This window comes from Pseudobutyrivibrio ruminis AD2017 (genome assembly GCF_000424305.1).
GTDB lineage: Bacteria > Bacillota > Clostridia > Lachnospirales > Lachnospiraceae > Pseudobutyrivibrio > Pseudobutyrivibrio ruminis_B.
In genome coordinates, this window is the sequence record NZ_AUJQ01000004.1 from 200,965 (window position 1) to 220,907 (window position 19,943).

A 19,943-nucleotide genomic window follows, 5' to 3' on the forward strand; every position below is an offset into this window, starting at 1 on the left:
TAATATATTTCCTATTCAACATGTAATGTAATACTGTTTTTTCCATATAATTTAGCTGCAGCTTGATTGCATCCTGCGTAGTAAATGTCAGGGCCTACTGGCCAATCACTATCAGATCCATCATCGAAGCTGGTGTAATAAACATACTGGCTCCATGTTAACTGGTCTCTATATATTATTACATCATCCTCTGGGCTATTTTTAGCTTCATTACGAATATCTTCCCAGTAATAATAACTTTCCTTTATTACACCTGCACTCTTAACAATATCTGCTGGTATAAATGGTGCCATACCTGAATGAAAAGACAACATATATACTACTGATATCAAACACCCAATTCCTATTATCGGTTTAGCTTTTCCTTCAAAAGCTATTCTATTTGCTATAAGTTGTCCTAAGCAAAATGCAATTACACCGAATCCAATTAGTATCAAATAATCTTCAATAAAATATGCTCTTGGAGAAAACTCAGCCTGTAAATCCTTACCATTACCTAATACATAGGGATAAATAGCTCCAACAGCAGAAATGACCGTGCAAACAATACCAAGTACTAGATGCCAAGCTTTAATTCTGGCATCTTTATACGCCATACCTAATACAACTATAAATAACACGATTAATACTAACCACGGCCTAGTTTTGATGCCGACAATTAATCTTGTAATTATACGATAAACTGTAACAAACAGCGCCTTTATATATTCTGGCTTTGTATCGTCTCTTTGTCTTTCAAAATTACCTGGTGCCGCAGCCATTAACAAACCACTGATTATATATAGTGCAAGCGGAATTCCTTTTTTTACAAGCTTAACATCTGCCATCTGTTTATTCCTGACAATAAACACAAACAACAGATAAAACACACCTGTAGCAACGCAATTCATCAAACTGGTACAGGTAATAATACCGATTATTACCATTTTCCAATAATCTTTACTTGCCTTTGTATTTGTATAAGCGGCTATATTAGAAAGATTCCATATGTTTAGAAACATCATAAATGAATAGCCTGGTACTCCTGACCACCAATTATAAACGTCACTGTAGTAATATCCTGTAAATAAAAGCAATGCAAATAAGAATGTAGCAATATTCAGTACTTTAGCATCTTCTACATATGATACATTCTTTATTAACCTTCTTATTGCCCAAAGAGTAGCAATTGTAACCAGCAGAAATACTACTATCATATATATGCCAAAACTATGTCCATTATCCCCTAACCAATATAAAGGATTAAACAGTACCTGTATAATAACAGCAAATATCCCTGACTGTCCAAACCAATGCATATAATTCCAACCGGCACGCATCAAAGCTTCACCAATTATACCTTTGCCCCACCAATTAATGCCTAATGCAAAATCATCATTTGCTGGCATTGAATAAAATACCGAATAAACAAATGGTGCAAATAATAATATATAGCCTATTGCAAGTAAAATAATGTATTTTTCTTTTATGGTCTTTTTTATAGTTTCCAATTACTCTTCCACCTGATTATTTTCAAAATGTAGTGTTATTGACTTCTTGCCATAATAAACATTTGGCATAATAAACTTTGAATCATAAACAGTGTCAAAATCTACGGCGAATTTTTCGCCATCTGTAAGTCCCATGAATAAAAAGTATGGTGACCACTCTACATCTGATTCTCTTGTAATAACCACATCCTCTTCATCAGAAGTTTCTATTTCTGTTATGATACCATCCCATAATTCATAGCTCTGAGCCATAAGTCCCTTGCTCTTTAAAATATCCAATTGCACAATATTTAAGTAAGCATAATTCTGAAGTAATGAAACGTATACAAACATTACTAATACAATAGATATTATTAATCTATTATTACTATCAAACTTGAAGCCTGTCTTCTGCGCAACCAATCGACCTATATTTAAGCAAATAATGCACATACCTATTTCCAAGAAATAATCCAAGGCATATTGCATTCTGTTATCAAGATATGTACCGGTAAAAGCCCTTCCATATAAATATGGAAATATAGTTCCTACTGTAATTACTCCGGTAAGAATAATACAATGAATCGTTCTATGAGCTTCGTTTTCAACTGTTGCCATTCCTAGCAGTAACATTCCCAACATAAGTGTCACTGCAAGAGGATGATCAACAATAATATCCTGTACTCTTGCGACAACATCTATTATAGACTGCTTGAATGCTCCAACGAAACTACTTTGAACTCCGTATACAGACTGTCTCGCAAAATTACCCGGCGCAAATACAACTGTAATTCCTAAAACTATATATCCAGCTAAAGGTATAGCATCCTTAATCTTCTTATTCTTAGCACTTTTCATGTATCTGCCACGGAAAAGCATTAAATAAATATATAAAACCGCTAATGGAATATCACAGAATTCATTTGTAGCTGGAATAATCCCAGCAAGTAACAAACCCACATAATATTTATTATCGTTTGTATCTATATATTTGATTGTAAACGCTATACTAAGCAATATTAGCATTAGTGGCAATGCATAAGCTGTGGCACCTACATACCAATTATAAGCTTCTGAATAGTAATATGTGCTAAACAATACTGCTATTGTAATTAAAACAGCTGTATCTGTTTTAGAGCCTGTTTGTATAATCTTTTCAAATATGACCTTTAATGTATATCTCAGAAGTATAAATAGTAGTAAAAACAATACTATCATATATAACCCATAAGCATGACCAAGATGCTTATGGAGATTAAGTGGATTAATAATCTTTTGAATAATAAAAATTAACCATCTTCCACTGTGATACTTCCAATTCCATATACTATATCCAAATGCATTTGCTATAAGATTATCAGAACATGTATTTGCACCAAATGCAAAATCATCACTAGCCGGAACAGCATAAAACATGCTCAAACACATTGGAATAATCAAAATTGAATATATTATTATATGCGCTATTTTTCTTAGATTAAATTCTTTCACCATTATTCTCCAATTACTTTTCTATTCATCAAGTAATAACCACTCATACCAACTATAAAACCAATGCTAATTAGCTCTGCTATACGCCATGCAATAGGTTCCACATACTTTACTGTTAAATACGACGCATCCACATCTGTATCTACTGTCAGGCAATTGTTAGCTGAAACTCCTGTGGAGATTTCATTGCCGGTTTTATCAAACACCTTTACATTATCATACGCCAGCACTGGTAGTACTTGTACTCCATTTTCCAGCTTTACATCTGTATTCTTTAGCGCCTCTGCATCGGTGCCTGCTGGCAAATACAGCTTATCTGCCCATTCTGTAATAGCAGTTTGGTTAGTCACATTCTTACCAAACGATAATGTATAGTCAAACACGCCTGTTGTTATTATAGCTACTGCTGCAACTATCACTAGTGTTGCTATCCTAATATGGTCAGCTTTTGTTATCTGGGACAGGCCATAAACCCCTGCTATTATAAAGCAAACTGCAATTATTGACAAAAATCTCCATGGATACTGCACTGAAGACATTATCCTGCCCAAGCCACCAAGCTTTAGCATAACATCCCATGGGAAATAAACTGTAGACATCCAGCCCGCTATCAGTCCAAATACTGTCAACTGGATGAAGTACTTATTAATCTTTTGCTTTTTAGCTATTGCAGCTATCACATATACAATCATTGCAACAAAGCATAGTAATATTAGTAACCCTACTCTGTAGCATTCCTCATGCTCAGTAGACCATGTGGTATTGTAACCATAGCCTAATGTAAATGGATGAAATAATTGGCTTATGTAAAGCCCTTCACCCCTAATGCTTTCTGCAAACAACGTAGAGTTGATGTTCAACTTCATCCCTGTGTAAGACATTACAAATGGAACAATATAAAATGCATTAATGCCTATTATCAACGCCACCGATAATAATAGTTGCTTAATAATTCTCATGGTGTCCTTGTAGTTTACCACCACAAACAATGCGCAAAACATAGCAACAAATTCGGTGGTAAGCACATGGCTTTCTATAAGACCAGTGGCTGCTATTATAAGTGGTAAGCATCCCTTAAAGCCTGGCTTCTCAGTTGTATATATTCTATATAATCCATAAATACACAGCGGAATAAAAATCATCGCTGTGTACTCACCTAATGCAGTACGTACATACAGATTAGTAAGTCTATATCCATACAATGTGTAGATGCCAGTTGATAGCAGTGCCAATACATTGTCCTTGAATAGCCCCTTAAAGCTATAATAGCCTACCAGAATAGTAGCTACATTTACTAATATCAAATAGATATTGTAAGCTCTGAAAACAGGAAGCCCCGCCATGTATAACAAGGCTGGAATATACAAAAAAACATTGCCATAAAATAATGAACTCACATATCCATGACCATACCAGGCATTAGCCTCGTACCTTACAGGAAACTGTCCAGCCTGCAAACCTTCAGCAATAGCTTGTATCCTGCCAAAGTGAAACTTTAGATCATGCCCATCATACACAGCGCTTCTAAATGCTGGAACTGATGATAGCACTATAAGTGTTATCAGAAACACTGCTATAACTATTCTGTTATCTATTATTTTCCTTAGCTTAGAAGCTTTATTCATCTTCATCAGATTCTTCCTGCACTAAATATATTGGTCTATTCTTTGTTTCTAGATATGTCTTGGCCATGTATTGTCCTTGGATTCCCAAGCATAACATCTGCACACCAGACACAAGCAGAATAATACATACCATTGATGGCCAACCACTGGTAGGGTCTCCAAATACTAGCGTACGTACAATAATTATCAAAATAAATACAAATGCTACAATGCACATGATTGTACCAAGAATGGATGCCAGCATAAGTGGTGCTGTACTAAAGGCCTCTATGCCATCCAATGCATAGATAAACAGTTTCCAGAAGGACCACTTAGTTTCTCCTGCTACACGCTCTACATTTTCGAATTCAAGCCATTTACGTTTGAAGCCAACCCAGCCAAAAATACCTTTGCTGAATCTGTTATATTCACCCATATCTAATATGGCATTTACCACACGTCTAGTCATCATCTGGTAATCTCTTGCGCCATCTACGATATCAGCATCACTTATCTTGTTCATAATCCTGTAGAATTTTCTAGCAAACCATGAACGAATTGGTGGTTCTCCCTTGCGGTCTACACGTCTGGTAGCTACGCACTGATACTCACCACTTTCAATGTATCCTAACATCTCTGGAAGCAGCGCTGGTGGGTCCTGCAAATCCACATCCATGATTACTACATAATCACCCTTGGAATGCTTAAGCCCTGCGTAAATCCCAGACTCCTTGCCAAAGTTCCTTGAGAAAGAAACATAGCGCACCCTCTTATCTGTTTTTCTAAGCTCCTTGCATACATCAAGAGTCCTGTCACGAGAGCCATCATCAATAAACAGCATTTCTATATCCACCTGGCTAAGCTTAGGCTCTATCTCCTGTATTGCCCTGTAAAAATGTGGTATAGCCTCTTCCTCGTTGTAACAAGGCACTATTATTGTAAGTAGTTTTTTACTCATTTTTTAATCCTCTAATATCTATCTTGAAAGTAACACGAAGTTACCATCACTTGCTACTTCGTTTGTATATATTGAAAGCAGGTACTTGCCTGTTTCGTTTTCTAAGAATCGTTCATATTTTACATGTCCTTTATCAAGCAACATATAATCTGCCATGTTTTCAGGATGAAGCTCATAATAATCCATAAGCTTTGTATTCACCTGTGTTCTGGCATATACAGAATATGTACCCTGCGTAGCTTCACTGTTAATATAACCTGTACTGTTAGCGCCGAATGCTACAAGAAGCTTATCATCTGCTGTAACATTACCATCCAAAAGACCAAGCACTGCTTCGTTCATTTCATATTCATCAAGTGGCAATGCAACACCCTTAAGTTCTCCTTCGGCGGTATATATCATAGGTTCAAATACATTACAGAAGCCACCATTGCTATCAGAAACCCAAATGCCATTGAAGAACATTGCAAGCAAAATAAGAACAACGTTCATGCCCTTATAATCTACATCTTCATCCGCGAATAAAAGAATAAGCGCAATCACCGTATACAATGTCATGTAACCTGGCACAGAAATGCCCTGGTTAGTAGACAGTGACCAAATCAACTGAGCTGCTATAGATATGCCAAATACAACCCAAAGAACATTCTTGCCTTCTTTGTCTATGTTGCTGTATGAGCCTATCTTAATATAAGCGTGTTCTTCCTTATCGCGCATGAAATATGGGAACCAAAAGAATAAAATCAGCATTCCGTAAACGAATCTGGAATCACTAATACTTTCTATTCTTAATGCAAATATTCCACCCATGACTATTATGAAGTAAAGAGTGAGAATAAATCTTTCTGTCTCTTCAGCAATGCCGTTAAGCTTTCCAATAAGATTGATGACAAGAATTGGGAAGTATGCTACAACTGCAAATGCACCGTAAGAAGCAAGCAGCTTGCCAAGTCTAATGTATATAGGATCATCGTAATCCTGATCACCAAAGTTAACTAGCTCTGCAATGATATTACCCCATCCGCTGGTAAACTGCAGATAAGAAACCACTGCAATGCCAATAATAAAGCACACTGCCAGGTAGGAAATAAAGCAAGCCCATGGTCCTTCATCCTTAACAGCAATGCATAACCAGAATATGCCTAAAAGCACAGCCATGATTATCATGGTAGGATATGCAAGCACTGCTATGCATACTGCAACACCGGTGAGCGCTGCATATACTGCCTTTCTTTCCTGATAAAACCTGAACATAAAGCATACGATAAGCATAATGGCAATATCGCAGTATGATTTGTATGAAAAATCCTTCCAGCCTATTACAAACATAAAATAAAACAAGGCTGCAGGATATGCACCTGATTCGTATTTACTGTTTTTGATGGCGATAAACAGGTAAATGGCTACCAATGCGCGGACAGTCAAATAACAGTATCTCATATACAGCACCAAACCAACATTGATAGATGCTGATGCAAAAAGTGGTGATAGCACATAGTAATAAAGTGCCAATAAAGGATAAGCTAACAAGCCACCAGTCTGTAAAGACTCCCAGCTGTCAATAAACATACGCTGTCCCTGAAAAACACCCTTGTAGATAGTGAGCAAACCATTCTCATCCACTGGATATCCGTATCTAGCCACCCCAAAAGACCAAACTAATATTATTAATGCAAAAATGATTTTGAAAACGATATGATTTTTGTTATCTTTCTCAAACATATTCTACCCCTAGTTTATTAATTTACAGTCAGAACTATTTTATACCATTCCGCTATAATATGCTAGTTTTTAGGGCAAAAATATAGGGCCGAGCTTTTGCTCGACCCTATTAAAATTAATTTTATTCGTCTGCTGGCTTAATACCAACTGATGGCCAAATCTCTTTGCCATCTGCATTGCGGATAACAATACCTGGATGATAGTTTCTTGTACATACTGCAACTGCACCCTTGTTAGGGCCCTTCTGTCCAGCTGTGAAATCGTATACGCTGTATACGTTTGTGTCATGCCAGATAGCGTAGTTGTATGTAGGCATTGATCTTGTTGTACCTGACTCAGCCATATGGTTAGCATAGTACATATAGTAAGCTACAATATCATCACCAAACTTCTCTGATAAATCAGGATTAAGTGTTGCGTATGCGTTGACATTGAATGCTTCTGATGGCTGTCTCTGCTCCCAGATACCAAATGTTACAAAGTGAGTATATAATGCCATTTCATCCTCACCGAGTTCCTTTACTACATCTGGATACATCTTTGCATAAACCTTAGCATTGAATGTCTTGTAGATTGTAGTAACTTCTTCTGCTGTAAGTACTCTTCTGTGAGCCTCTCCTGCTGCTGACATTGCGTTTGCATTAACAGTAAATACTGAAACTGAAAGAACTACTGCAATAGCAAGTGATAAAAATTTTGTAACTCTTTTCATACCATTCACCTTTCTTTAATTATAGATTATAATTATTATTTTTTTTCGCTTTTCTTCTATTTTGAGTTTAATCTATAAACTGCAGGTTTTCAATGATTAAATGCTAGATTTCAAAAACTTTTCATAAATATTAAACAATACCCGCACCAAGTATTGCCTGCATTCTGATAGTACCTACTACCTTGCCGTCCTTCATGACAGGAAGACATGCAATATTCTTTTCCTTCATGATTGAAAGAGCTTCGTATGCAAGCTTGCCGCTCTCTATTGTCTTAGGGCTAGAAGTCATAGCTTCCTTAGCAGACATTTCGTAAACCTTTGCTTCGTTTCTAAGCATTCTACGAAGGTCACCTTCTGTAATTACACCCTTAAGATTTCCTTCATCATCTACAAGTGAAACAAGGCCTAAGCCCTTGTTGCTAAGTTCGATGATAGCTTCCTTCAAAGATACATCTACAGAAATAACTGCGTTCTTTTCACCCTCATCCATAAGATCGTTAACACGATAAATAAGCTTCTTTCCAAGTGCTCCGGCTGGATGGAACTTACCAAAATCAGCATCCTTAAATCCATAAACACCGCTGGCTACAACTGCAAGCGCATCGCCATAGCAAAGCGCTACTGTTGTGCTGGATGTTGGTGCAAGACCTAAGTAACAAGCCTCCTCAAAATCAGGAAGAACCTGAACTATATCCGATGCCTCTGCAAGTGTAGACTCACCATTTCCTGTGATACCAATAAGCTTTGCGCCGATTAGCTTGATAGTAGGAAGAATCTTAACGATTTCATCGCTTTCTCCACTGAAGGAAATAGCGATTACCACATCATCCTTTGAAACCATTCCAAGGTCACCGTGCATTGCCTCTGCTGGATGCAGGAAGAATGAAGGTGTGCCAAGGCTTGAGAATGTGGCTGCAAGCTTTTCTCCTATGTGTCCTGGCTTACCCATACCTGTGATGATGACTTTACCTGTGCAGCTGATTACTTCACGTAAGATAGCTTCGAATTCACCATCGAGGGAATCACGTGTTTTTTCTAAGGCTGCTATTTCGATGTCGAAAACGCGTTTTGCTTCTTTAATTATGTTCATTTTTATATTCCTTATAAAGTTTTTCGATGTATTCTTCGTTGTAGTATTCAGCTTCGCTGTGGTCTACGCGGGAGAGGATGACATCGATGTCACGCATTGTAAGGTCACCCTTGTTCATGAGGAACTCAGGGTATGTACGATGTAAATCGTAGTATGCACTCATGGCGTATGGAAGCTTGAAGCCCCAACCGTACTTCTTATGAAGTGGTTCAATGTATTCGCTGATTGCATCATAGATTGCAGGAATGTTATATCCCTGGTCGAACTTGTAGTTCATGTATTCAGCAATCTGCTCCATCTTAAGGTTTCCTGGATCACGGCCCATTCCGATGAGGGAACCATCAATAACGTATTTACGTTCTGGATAGCTCTTTTCGATAGCACGCTGTGCCATAGCAAAAGCAAGTCCAAGGTTCTCGTGTAAGTGAATACCAATCTGGATATCCTTATCAAGGTGCTCATTTACGAGAATAAATCTCTTTTCAAAATCCTCAAGACGCATGTTTCCGAAAGTATCTACCATAGAAAATACTGTAGGATGTACTTCGTTAACGCGCTTGATTACGTTGATATATTCTTCATCCGTATATACGGTACAGTTAACTGGGTTCATAGAAACCTGATAGCCCTTCTTAAGAAGCTCTCTTGCTGTATCGCAAGCCCAGTCAAGCAAATGTCTCTTGAAGATAACACGTACATATTTGATAGTGCCATCACACTCTTCAATATGGTCTAAAAGATTTTGCTTTTCTACCATTACAGAAATAGTTGAATTTCCTAAATCCTTTGGAAGGATACGCTTAACATCCTCCATAGAATAGAATCTTGTGTAATCTGTTGAAAGTGGTGTATCCCACATAAATCCCACTTCAATAATATCTACCTTCGCCTCAACTAATTTTTCGATTGTACCTGTGATAGTCTTTTCACCATAATTACCCCCAGTGATGTGACCACCATCTCTAAGTGTACAGTCTAATAAACGGTATTGGTTGTTCATTTTAATTACCTTTCTTTAACTGATTCATGTAGATAGCGTTTGCAATCTCAAAATCCTCAGCATAATCAATATCTACTGCTTCTATTTCCTCAACCTCGCACATGTAAGGATTCTCAGATGTACGAGAATGATTTCTCATAAATGACTCTCTATTGAAAACAAATGTTGATGTTGTTTCGATATAGAATGGCTCCATATCCTGTGTACGTGGTGGGTTATACAAATCAAAGTTAAGTGGCTTGCCACCCTTCCAAAAGAATGTCTGCATCTTCTTTGCAGTAAATGCAGATTCGTACTCACCGCTCTTTACATGGTCTACACAATCCTTAATATGTTCTACTGTAACAAGAGGTGTAGTAACATGCTCAAGCAAATATACATCAGCCTCAATAGTCTTTACAAACTCCTCATAAATAAGGCGTCCCTTTGTAGTCTTCTCATCCAAAAACTTAGGACGCTGTAAAAACTGCACGCCCTCTGGAAGATATGGGATGATTGCCTCATCTGAGCAATATACATAAATCTCATCTACTGTCTTATCTTCCTTAAGCTGTACAAGCTTCTTTAAAACCACATTAATAAGTGGAGTGCCATCGCCAAACTGCTTAATGTTTTTGCCTGGCAATCTCTCATTATTCAACTTAATAGGAACAAAAGCTACTGTCTTCATATAAACTCCTAATCCGCCAGTTACGGCAACAAGCATTATATTTCTACACTCATCTAAGAATGATTCGCTTAAGAAATATAATAGCTTGTTACCTACTAGCTCATTTAAATTTTATAAAAACTGATTTATAAACGATGTTATGTTACGCATAGCATCTGGTTCAAACATGCCGTCTGGGTCTACATGACCGGCACCGCCAGAACGAATAAGTTCTATTACCTGCTCAGCTGTATCTACAAGCGGTACATGTTTTTCTTTTATAAAATACTCCATATTTATCGCTGTGTCACCAAAATTCAACAAAATGGTGTCGCAACCAAAACCTATGCCTTCCCAAACAGATGCTGTACGGGCGCTTACTACTATAGCACTTTCAGCAAGATATCTAAAGATGTGCTCGCCGTTGTTTGCGATAACCTCAAGCTTGTCTGTATTTGTCCAAGGATATTTTTCCTTGTAGCTTGCAAATTCAAAAGGATGCAACTTATAGATTACTCTATATTCATCTCCGATAAGTTCCGCAACCTTTGCTGCCACCTTACTTATTTCTTCACCTTCGTTTAGTGTAGAAATGAAGCAAATGGTCTTTTCCTGCTTAGGATAAAGGCTCTGATAATGATCGCGCTGCTTTTCAAAAAACGGAAATCCCACTGTAAGCATCTGTATGTTATCCGGAAGATGAACTATTGGAAGCTGTGTCTTGCTGTAAATCAGTTCATAATCAGGCAGCTCATTCAAATGATCCTCAGGGTTATACTGCATCGGTGTATGAGTTGGAAATGCAAACCCGTGGCTATATTCTGCCACTGGAATGCCTCTTTCATGAGCTAACATGCTCATAGCATAGCTTTCCATAGCATAGTAACAGATTTCGATAATAAGCTTTGGCTTAGCCTTATCCAAAATCTTGCCGCAGAACTTTTTAGTGATGTCGATGTAGTACATTCTATCTACCACTTCAGAAATCATATCTGCTGCTATATCTGTACCAAATTCAGCCTTTACAGCCTCAAATATAGGTATCAGCGCTTCTGTAACCTGAGCTGTTCTGCGCTGTCTTGTTTTTGTGTTAAACTTCTTAGAAAGCTTTACTGCAAGGTTAGTCTTGAATGCCACCCTATCTGTGAAATACACGTTATCCATGCCATTTGGCTGCATATGTCCGTGGTTTTCTGGGTGTTCTAGGATAACACTGTTGTACTTTTTGGCTACCTCATCACAATAGATATCTTCATAGATACCTGTATCTATGTTTTTGGTTCTTCTGCCGTTTCCTACAAAAAGTACATCTACATTCTTATATGTGAATGGCTTAAGGGCATTTAATGCCATGGTGAAGAGTTCCTTTTTTGTGAATGGGGCTTCTCCGTTACCACTGCCGCCTTTAGTGCCATAATATTTCTTTTTTATTGCATTATGGATTTCATAACGATAGAGGGCCCACACGTGCATGCCCTCTACTATTATCTGGTTACATTTATGTTCCTGCTCGAAGGCCAGGAAGTTTTGTATTGTTGGTTCTTTATTCATAGGTTTTCTCACTGATGATGTAGCGTGGACGCTGTTTTGTTTCCATGTAGGTTTTGCCTACATATTCTCCGATGACGCCAAGGGAGATGAGCTGGATTCCACCAAGGAAGCATACAGCTACCATGATACTAGACCAGCCACCAAGGGTGTTGCCAAGGATGTGCTGGACAATTGAATATATTAAAAGTATAAGGCTGATGAATGCCACAAAAACACCGAAGCCTGTAATCATACGGATAGGCTTGATGCTGAGTGATGTGATGCCGTCAAAAGCAAGTGAAAGCATCTTTGAAAGTGGGTAGTGACTTTCGCCTGCGATACGTTCGTTACGCTCGTAATATACGCTTGTGCTCTTGAAGCCTACTAATGGGAACATACCTCTAAGGAAGATATTAACCTCTTTATAGTTAGCGAATTCATTAAGCACGCGACTTGAAACCAATCTGTAATCTGCGTGGTTGTAAACAACCTCTGCACCCATGCTGTTAAGAAGCTTGTAGAAGCTTTCTGCTGTGAATCTTTTGAAGAATGTATCTGTGTCACGCTTGCTACGTACACCATATACAATCTCACAACCATCTGCGTAAGCATCTACCATTTCGTTCATGGCATTGATATCGTCCTGACCATCGCAGTCGATAGAAATAGTGATATCGCAAAGTTCCTTTGCTTCCATGAGACCTGCAAGAACAGCATTCTGATGACCGCGGTTACGGCTCTGTGTGATTCCAACAAAATGCTCATCTTTCATTGCAAGTTCTTTGATGATTTCCCAGGTTTTGTCTTTTGAACCATCGTTTACGAACATTATGCGGGACTTATCGTCGATTTTATCAAGTTTTACTAATTCGTTGATTTTGTCTAGGAAGAGAGGGGCTGTGATGGGAAGGACCTCTTCTTCGTTGTAGCATGGGATAACTATGTAAAGTACTGGCTTCATTTTTTAGTCTCCTTAAATTTGTTATTATTATGCCCTCATCAGTCAGCTGCGCTGACAGCTTCCCCCAGAGGGGGAAGCCTTTAGTATCGAATCTATTTTGGTGTTGTCGCCCCAGACGGCTTTGCTGTCGTATGGGCGGTCTGGGAAGGTGCCGTAAGCAAGACTGATGTCGAAGCCATTGTCTTTGATGAACTGTTCAACACGGTCTGCAAGCTTCATTGGCTTGCCTGTACAACATTCTATGATACCTAACACTTCATCCTGCATGCTGGCTTTGGCAACCTGCTCGCAGAATAAATCGTAATCTGTAAAATCGAACTGGTTCTGACCTGTTGTGAATGGGAATGTATCATCACCAGCTTCAGCTGCTGCTGTAAGCTTAGAGAAGATGCTGCAGCCCTTATGAGCATTACCTACGATGTAGTAGCCTCTGAGCCACTGTAGCTTAACCCCTGTTTCTTTGCAAAGAAGGATTGTAGCTTGGCGAAGTGCATTCTTAGCTATGCCATATAATGACTGAGGAGCACATGGTGTATCTGCTTTGATACAGCCTTCCATGAATCCAACCTCATGCATAGTTCCCATTACGCAAAGCTTTCTGATGCCTGCCTGGCACATCTTTTCAAGGAACTCATAATGATGTGGTAAATCCTTCATGTGGTTTTCAGAAGCGTGTCTGAAACCATCGCGCCATGCAAGATGGATTACTACATCTGGCTTTTCAAAATAGCTGTATGGGTCTTCTAAATCAAATATATTCGCATCGATTCTTTTAGCGCGGGCATCTACATCATCTGTGTGGAAATCTGTAGCGATGACTTCGGCTCCTAGGTCTAGCATTGTCTTTACTACGCCTTGGCCGATGTAGCCGTTGGCGCCTGTAATTAAGTATTTCATTATTTAATCTCCTTTGCCCCTCATCAGTCACCTTCGGTGACAGCTTCCCCCAGAGGGGGAAGCCTTATTTGAAGAGGTTATCTAACCATGCGTGGACGCTGTATTTTTTGCGGGTTTCTTCGTTTTCTACGTAAGGCTTATCCAGCCATGTAGCATCTGGTAATACGAAAGCGGAATAATCACCTGTGGCTTCGGCATTGTCGGCCTTGGCTGGCAAATCCTCCATTACCATTGCATTGTCTTCATTATAGAACTCGTAGTCCTTTAAATAAATGTTGTTTGTTACCAACTTTCTCTTGATTCCAAGGGTTTCCATTGTACGCATTGTCAAACCTTGCTGGTTTTCCTGTGCAAAATCCACCACTGCCTTAGATGATAAGCACAGGTTTCTGATGTATTCTGCTTCAAATGGTGCAAAGCTTACGATGTCCATATCAAGGTTCTTAACAAGCTTTGGATCCTTCAGCTTTTTGCCCCTGTACACGCTTGGTGCAAGATAAAGCTTGAGGGCCAGTTTCTTGTCTGGATTAGCTTCCTTTAATGCCTTGAAATATCTGTATCTGAATGGATAGAATGCTGCTACACTGACGTAATCGTATTTGTTTTCTACTGGATTAGTAACCTGATTTGCATCAAATTCATCTGTGTAGAACAATGGTAGCAGTTCGTAGTCGCTGTTATTCTTAGCATCTACGGAATCAAATGTTGAACGCCTGTCAAAAAGTCTTCCAAGCTCACCCTTGTGACGCATGTTTTCAAATGAATCCCAAGCGTAAAAGATTGTCTTAGCATTTGGCTTTAATGCCTTTTCTTTGATTTCATTTACGATATCTTCTGTAAGCACGTTACCGCGGATTACTAGGAAGTAATCGTAACCGCCTGCAGGCATTTCTGCGATGATTCTATCTCTCAGTCCTTCGTTAAATTTCTTGAAGATATTATCCTTCTTGAAAATCTTTTCTAAGTTCTTTAATATCAAAAACTTAGCTTTTTCTGGCTCTTCATCGTAAAAAGCTACGTTGGCTCCTCTGGCAATCAGGTCATCGTGAATCTTAGCCTGATAGCCATAGAACTTAGGCATTATAATCAATATATTTTTATATTTTAAGTCTACTGTGTATTCGAATTCTGGCTGCATCTTTTAATTGTATCCTCTGCTTCTTTACGAATGATATCTGGATTAAATACTTTTCTGAAACGATAGTATTCAACTGGGCGACCACCATATTCTCTAAAGCTATGGTTAATCTGCTTTACAACACTACCCTCAAAATCAAACTTAAGTCCCTTTTCATGGGCCTTTTCGATTGATTTATGAACAAGGGCATCATATGTCTGTAAGCGGCTGTGTTCTGGGATAGGACCACCTGCATCAAGATAAAGGCTTTCTTCATCCCAAATCAAAAAGCTAAGTGAAAGCACCTCATTATTCTCTGAAAGAGCTGCAAAAACCTCTCCTGCACCATGCTCATAAGCAGCATTATACACTCTGTGCCACTGTTCTCTTGTGAAAGGAACTGGAAGCCCCTGTCTTGCAAAAATCTTCTCATGCTCCGTATAGAAAGTATCTGCATCGATTGTTCCAAAATGATGAACGTTCTTTTCGCCCTTTCTAATCATGTTTTTATATTTACTGCTGATACCAGCATCAACCTTTTCCATATCTGATGTATCCTCGATAACATAAGTGTATCTAGGAATGACATTGTAAAAATGCCAGAAGAATGGAAGGAAGTTATTATATTTATACTGGAACTGCTGCTCGTATAAATCCAGCCCCAAAGACTCGATGAACTCAATTGCAGCATCACAGATTTCTTCCTCATAGCTTGCACGCTTTGCAAGAGACTGTGGGTCCTTTGGATAGCTTACAATAAGGCCGTTTGTCTGAGTAAGAGGTGGCTTTGTAATTCTTCTTATTCCGTTTTTCTCTTCAAGATAATATGGCATAGCAGCCCATACTCGACCGCCCTTTTCATATATCCAAACGTCCCAGTTTTCTGGACCTACAATGGCATCCAGCCACCATGGCTTTGAATATATACACACATAATTATCTTCACAAAATTTATCAAATAGTTCTTTGTTTGTCATAATAATCCTCTAGGTATAAATTCTTCTTGCAATAGTTTCATAGTCAAACTGAAGCTTTGCAAATGCAAATGATTTTGCCTTTGTCTGTTCTAACACTAATGGATTGTCCAGAATTCTCTTGAACACATCTGTCATGTCGTCTTCTGTTTCAACGAAGAAATAGTTTTCTCCATTGCAATCTGAATATGTCTCATCCTTGTATGTTTCATGTGGATATGTCATGTTAGCACATCCACAACACATGGCTGTTTCAAATGTAGAAGACTGACCACCTGGCTGGCAATATAAATCCACGCCTGCAAGGAACTGTTCAATCTCCTTGTTAACCTTCCAGCCCATAAAATGAATACGGCTGTCCGCATCAATAAGAGGACGGATGGTAGATTCCATATCCTCAGGTATAGAGCCAAACACAAAAAGTGCCATACGTGGGTCCTGAACCTTTGAGAAAGCCCTAAGGAGCTCTGCTGTACGCTTACCTGCAGAAAGCTTACCAGAATGAGCCATGATGATGGCATCCTGTGGGAGGGCGTATCTGTTGATGATGTCCTGTCTTGCTGCTGACTGCTGATCAGGTGTGTATATAATACCACCGATAGCCATGAATTCCATCATACTATCAGGGATTGCGTATATATCCTTTAACCAATCACGCATCTGAACTCCCAGATAAAGTATCTTATCAACCTCTGGAAGTGCCTTGTGTACGAAGTAGCCATGGATGAATTTGTAAAATGCCTTGCTGGCAGGTGTCATGGCTGAATTTGTATAATCCTCATGACTGTCCATGTAGAAATGGCACTCAGTATGCTTCTTGCAGTATTCTGCCACGTCCATCATTTCGTATCCGCAAACACCGTGGTAGAGGATTGAATCTGGTTGAATCTCCTCAAGATACTGCTTAAGCTTACGGCATTTTTGAATCTTTTCTGTCCACAAATCGCTATGGAAAACTCTGTCGTACTTAAGACGAATGAGTCTGGCACCGTTATCCATGATACGGTCTTCCTCTGGTCCTTCCACCAGGTTGCTACCCTCGTAATGGTAGACATCGGTGATGATTGTTACATCATGACCATCTGCTCTATTCATAGCGATAAGCATATTTTCTTGATATAGCATGCCCTCAGTAAAATGAGATGGCATTCCTATGTGTAGTATTTTCATACTTAACTCCTTGAATTGTAAATATCTAAATAGCCTTTGTACATTACACTATTATCATAATGCTCTACTGCAAACTTGCGAATTTCATCACTGGTAAGCCCCTTAGCAAGCTGAGCATCGATTGCAGCTTTTAAAGAGATAAGGGCGTTATCATCGTTTGCAACAAATGTACCATAAGGCTGTGGCGCTGTTTCCTTTGTACCACATTCATCAAGTCCAACTACAGGGGTACCACAGCACACTGCTTCCACACATGTGGTAGGGAAGTTTTCTGCCTTGCTGCAAATGATAAATACATTTGCCTCGGAGTACCACTTAGCAAGTTCGTCCTGATTTTTGGTTCTACTAATAAGCTGTACGTTACTATCTATTCTTTTGGTTTCGTCAGCTCCCACTAAAACAAACTGGGTATCAGGCATAGTCTTGGCCAAATCCAAAACCATTTGACCGCCCTTTCTTACATCCATGATATTAGGGGCTACAGCAAGAACCAATCTGTCATCCTCACCTATACCAAATGTTTTGCGAAGCTCCACATCCTTTGGTCTAGGATAAAAGATTCCTGATGTATCTATTCCGTTATTAATAACGTTTATACGATAATGACCTAAATAGGTTTCTTTTGTTTTATCAGCCAACCATTTAGATGGTGTGACGATTGATTTTATATTAAGCCCAGCCATAGCTGCCTTTTTGTCTGAAAGCATCTGGGCAGTTTTATCTATTCCAAATGAACTTACATATTCACGCAGATATGGGCAGTTGCCACATCCTGTTTTGTAGCCCTGGCATTCATATGCAAATCCACATTTTCCTGTGTACATATATTCACAATGGAAGGTCCACACAATTGGAATCTGCTTTTGTCTAAGATAATCAAGCAGCTCCAAATGGTTTACAAAATACGCATGCAATTCATGTATATGAATAAGGTCAGGCTTGAACTCTTCTATATACTGAATCAAACGCTTGGTAGACTTTGGCGAATAATAACCATTCTTTCCTGTGATTCTTGCAAGCAATGCATGCTTTTTTGTTTCGGAATCTATTCCGAATTTGTAAATACCTAGTTCATCTATAACATCTCCACGGCCGTAGGCGATTCTGGCTTCATGCCCATCAGCATTAAGCCTATTGTATAAATCGTATACTATCTTGCCAGTGGAGCTGTATTTGCAGTTTACATCTATAAGTAATATTTTCATTCTGTGTATATTCCCGCTTCTGTAAGCTCCTGCTCTGTAGGTGCTGTGATAAGTACAGCCTTTAATCTGCCGTAATATACAAACATGCTACCGCCTGCTGCTGCATGAGCATGTCCGTTTTGAAGTGCATCCTTAAGGTCTGATATTGAACCTGCGCCACCGCAAGCTGTAACAGGAATATCTACGGCATTAACAACCTGGTTGATTAGTTCTGTATCATAGCCTGTCATCATTCCATCTCTGTCGATGCTGTTAAGGAAGATTTCACCAACACCAAGCTCAGCTGCATGCTTTGCAAGCTCTACAGGAGTCATGTCGATAACCTTAGTGCCATCGCAGATAACACATTTATACTGGCCCTTAACAAGCTTTGCATCAATAGATGCCACAACTGACTGAGAACCTGCAAGTGCTACTGCATCCTTAACAAGCTGTTCATCCTCAACAAGGCTTGTATTCAAAACAACCTTCTCATAGCCGATTGCAAGAAGCTTACGAACCTGCTCAAGTGTCTTGATTCCACCGCCATAAGATAATGGCATGAATGCTTCAGATGCCATATCTGTAAGCAGCTCAAAATCTGGCTCGATTCCCTTTTTGCTGGCAGATATATCTAATACTGCCATCTCATCGATACCCTTACGATTAAAAATCTTAAGAGCATTTACTGGGTCTCCCAGATATGTTGGCTTTTTAAAATTAATTGTTTTTATTAAATCCCTGTCATCAATAAGAAGAACTGGGATGATTCTTGGTCTATTAAACATAGCTACCTCTTAGCATTTTTTGCAGAAATTTTCGAATAGTCTCATTCCAAAATCATGGCTCTTTTCTGGATGGAACTGCACACCGTAAACATTACCCTTGTTAACAGCACATGCAAATTCATAACCATAATCGCAGGTCATCATTACATCCTCTGGATTGTTGCAGACTGCATGATATGTGTGAACGAAGTAATATCTTTGACGTCCCTCAATGCCATCAAGAAGTGGAACATCCTTTTTAAATTCTACGATATCCCATCCCATGTGTGGAACCTTAAGATTCATTTCTGCTGGGATATTGAATCTCTTACAGCTGAAATCTATAAGGCCTAATCCTGGAAGTTCTCCTTCCTCAGATGCGTTTCCTAGAAGCTGCATACCAAGGCAGATTCCAAGGATAGGCTTGCCAGCCTTGGCCTGTTCCTTAATGACGTCCACAACGCCTGATTCGTTAAGTTTGCTCATGCCTGCATCGAATGCACCTACGCCTGGCAGGATGATTCTGTCTGCGGCTTTAATCTTTTCTGGGTCTGCAGTGATTACGCTCTTTTCACCAATAACTTTAAGCATGTTGGCGATTGAGCCTAAGTTACCTAGACCATAATTTATAATTGCTACCATTTATTA

Annotated in this window: 18 protein-coding genes; all 18 read right to left on the reverse strand. The window is 39.0% G+C overall.

Annotated features, from left to right (window positions below; all coding sequences use genetic code 11):
* Positions 1-11: 11 nt before the first annotated feature.
* The 18 genes from G611_RS0102715 to hisH all read right to left on the reverse strand — a co-directional run bounded on the left by G611_RS0102715 (position 12) and on the right by hisH (position 19,937).
* Positions 12-1,490, reverse strand: coding sequence for a DUF6056 family protein (locus tag G611_RS0102715; RefSeq protein ID WP_028242306.1), 1,479 nt, complete (start codon positions 1,488-1,490; stop codon positions 12-14).
* Positions 1,491-2,909 carry a hypothetical protein gene (locus tag G611_RS0102720; RefSeq protein ID WP_155942230.1) on the reverse strand — a complete coding sequence of 473 codons (1,419 nt, stop codon included), beginning with the start codon at positions 2,907-2,909 and terminating at the stop codon, positions 1,491-1,493.
* A gap of 53 nt (positions 2,910-2,962) precedes the next feature.
* Complete coding sequence (locus G611_RS0102725; protein ID WP_028242308.1) at positions 2,963-4,591, reverse strand: hypothetical protein; 1,629 nt, start codon at positions 4,589-4,591, stop codon at positions 2,963-2,965.
* Entirely contained in the window at positions 4,578-5,522 is a 945-nt protein-coding gene (locus G611_RS0102730; protein ID WP_028242309.1) for a glycosyltransferase family 2 protein, read from the reverse strand. The genes G611_RS0102725 and G611_RS0102730 overlap by 14 nt, the downstream gene beginning before the upstream one ends.
* An 18-nt stretch (positions 5,523-5,540) precedes the next feature.
* Positions 5,541-7,244, reverse strand: a complete 1,704-nt coding sequence (locus G611_RS0102735) for a hypothetical protein (protein WP_028242310.1) — start codon at positions 7,242-7,244, stop codon at positions 5,541-5,543.
* Between the two features lie 121 nt (positions 7,245-7,365).
* Complete coding sequence (locus tag G611_RS15100) at positions 7,366-7,956, reverse strand: hypothetical protein (protein WP_028242311.1); 591 nt, start codon at positions 7,954-7,956, stop codon at positions 7,366-7,368.
* Positions 7,957-8,086: 130 nt separating this feature from the next.
* Positions 8,087-9,046: a KpsF/GutQ family sugar-phosphate isomerase gene (locus tag G611_RS0102745; RefSeq protein WP_036947873.1), complete on the reverse strand. Its 960-nt coding sequence runs from the start codon at positions 9,044-9,046 to the stop codon at positions 8,087-8,089.
* Positions 9,033-10,046 (reverse strand): homocitrate synthase, encoded by a 1,014-nt coding sequence (locus G611_RS13675; RefSeq protein ID WP_036947960.1) that lies wholly within the window; start codon positions 10,044-10,046, stop codon positions 9,033-9,035. Before G611_RS13675 ends, G611_RS0102745 begins: the two co-directional genes overlap by 14 nt.
* 1 nt (position 10,047) lies before the next feature.
* Positions 10,048-10,716: a cytidylyltransferase domain-containing protein gene (locus tag G611_RS0102755; RefSeq protein ID WP_028242313.1), complete on the reverse strand. Its 669-nt coding sequence runs from the start codon at positions 10,714-10,716 to the stop codon at positions 10,048-10,050.
* 111 nt (positions 10,717-10,827) lie between these two features.
* Entirely contained in the window at positions 10,828-12,246 is a 1,419-nt protein-coding gene (locus G611_RS0102760; RefSeq protein ID WP_028242314.1) for a hypothetical protein, read from the reverse strand.
* Positions 12,239-13,186 carry a glycosyltransferase family 2 protein gene (locus G611_RS0102765; RefSeq protein WP_028242315.1) on the reverse strand — a complete coding sequence of 316 codons (948 nt, stop codon included), beginning with the start codon at positions 13,184-13,186 and terminating at the stop codon, positions 12,239-12,241. The genes G611_RS0102760 and G611_RS0102765 overlap by 8 nt, the downstream gene beginning before the upstream one ends.
* 42 nt (positions 13,187-13,228) lie before the next feature.
* Positions 13,229-14,083 (reverse strand): NAD-dependent epimerase/dehydratase family protein, encoded by an 855-nt coding sequence (locus tag G611_RS0102770; protein WP_028242316.1) that lies wholly within the window; start codon positions 14,081-14,083, stop codon positions 13,229-13,231.
* A 64-nt stretch (positions 14,084-14,147) separates the two neighbouring features.
* A complete protein-coding gene (locus G611_RS0102775) occupies positions 14,148-15,164 on the reverse strand; it encodes a hypothetical protein (RefSeq protein WP_155942231.1) in 1,017 nt (338 codons plus the stop codon).
* A gap of 29 nt (positions 15,165-15,193) precedes the next feature.
* Positions 15,194-16,177 carry a GNAT family N-acetyltransferase gene (locus G611_RS0102780; RefSeq protein WP_028242318.1) on the reverse strand — a complete coding sequence of 328 codons (984 nt, stop codon included), beginning with the start codon at positions 16,175-16,177 and terminating at the stop codon, positions 15,194-15,196.
* 9 nt (positions 16,178-16,186) lie between these two features.
* Entirely contained in the window at positions 16,187-17,344 is a 1,158-nt protein-coding gene (locus G611_RS0102785; protein ID WP_028242319.1) for a glycosyltransferase family 4 protein, read from the reverse strand.
* A 2-nt stretch (positions 17,345-17,346) separates the two neighbouring features.
* The gene (locus G611_RS0102790; protein ID WP_028242320.1) at positions 17,347-18,549 is read right to left on the reverse strand and encodes a glycosyltransferase; all 1,203 of its coding nucleotides are present in this window, start codon (positions 18,547-18,549) and stop codon (positions 17,347-17,349) included.
* Positions 18,546-19,316, reverse strand: a complete 771-nt coding sequence (locus G611_RS0102795; protein ID WP_028242321.1) for an AglZ/HisF2 family acetamidino modification protein — start codon at positions 19,314-19,316, stop codon at positions 18,546-18,548. Before G611_RS0102795 ends, G611_RS0102790 begins: the two co-directional genes overlap by 4 nt.
* Positions 19,317-19,325: 9 nt before the next feature.
* A complete protein-coding gene (hisH, locus tag G611_RS0102800) occupies positions 19,326-19,937 on the reverse strand; it encodes an imidazole glycerol phosphate synthase subunit HisH (RefSeq protein ID WP_028242322.1) in 612 nt (203 codons plus the stop codon).
* Positions 19,938-19,943: the final 6 nt, after the last annotated feature.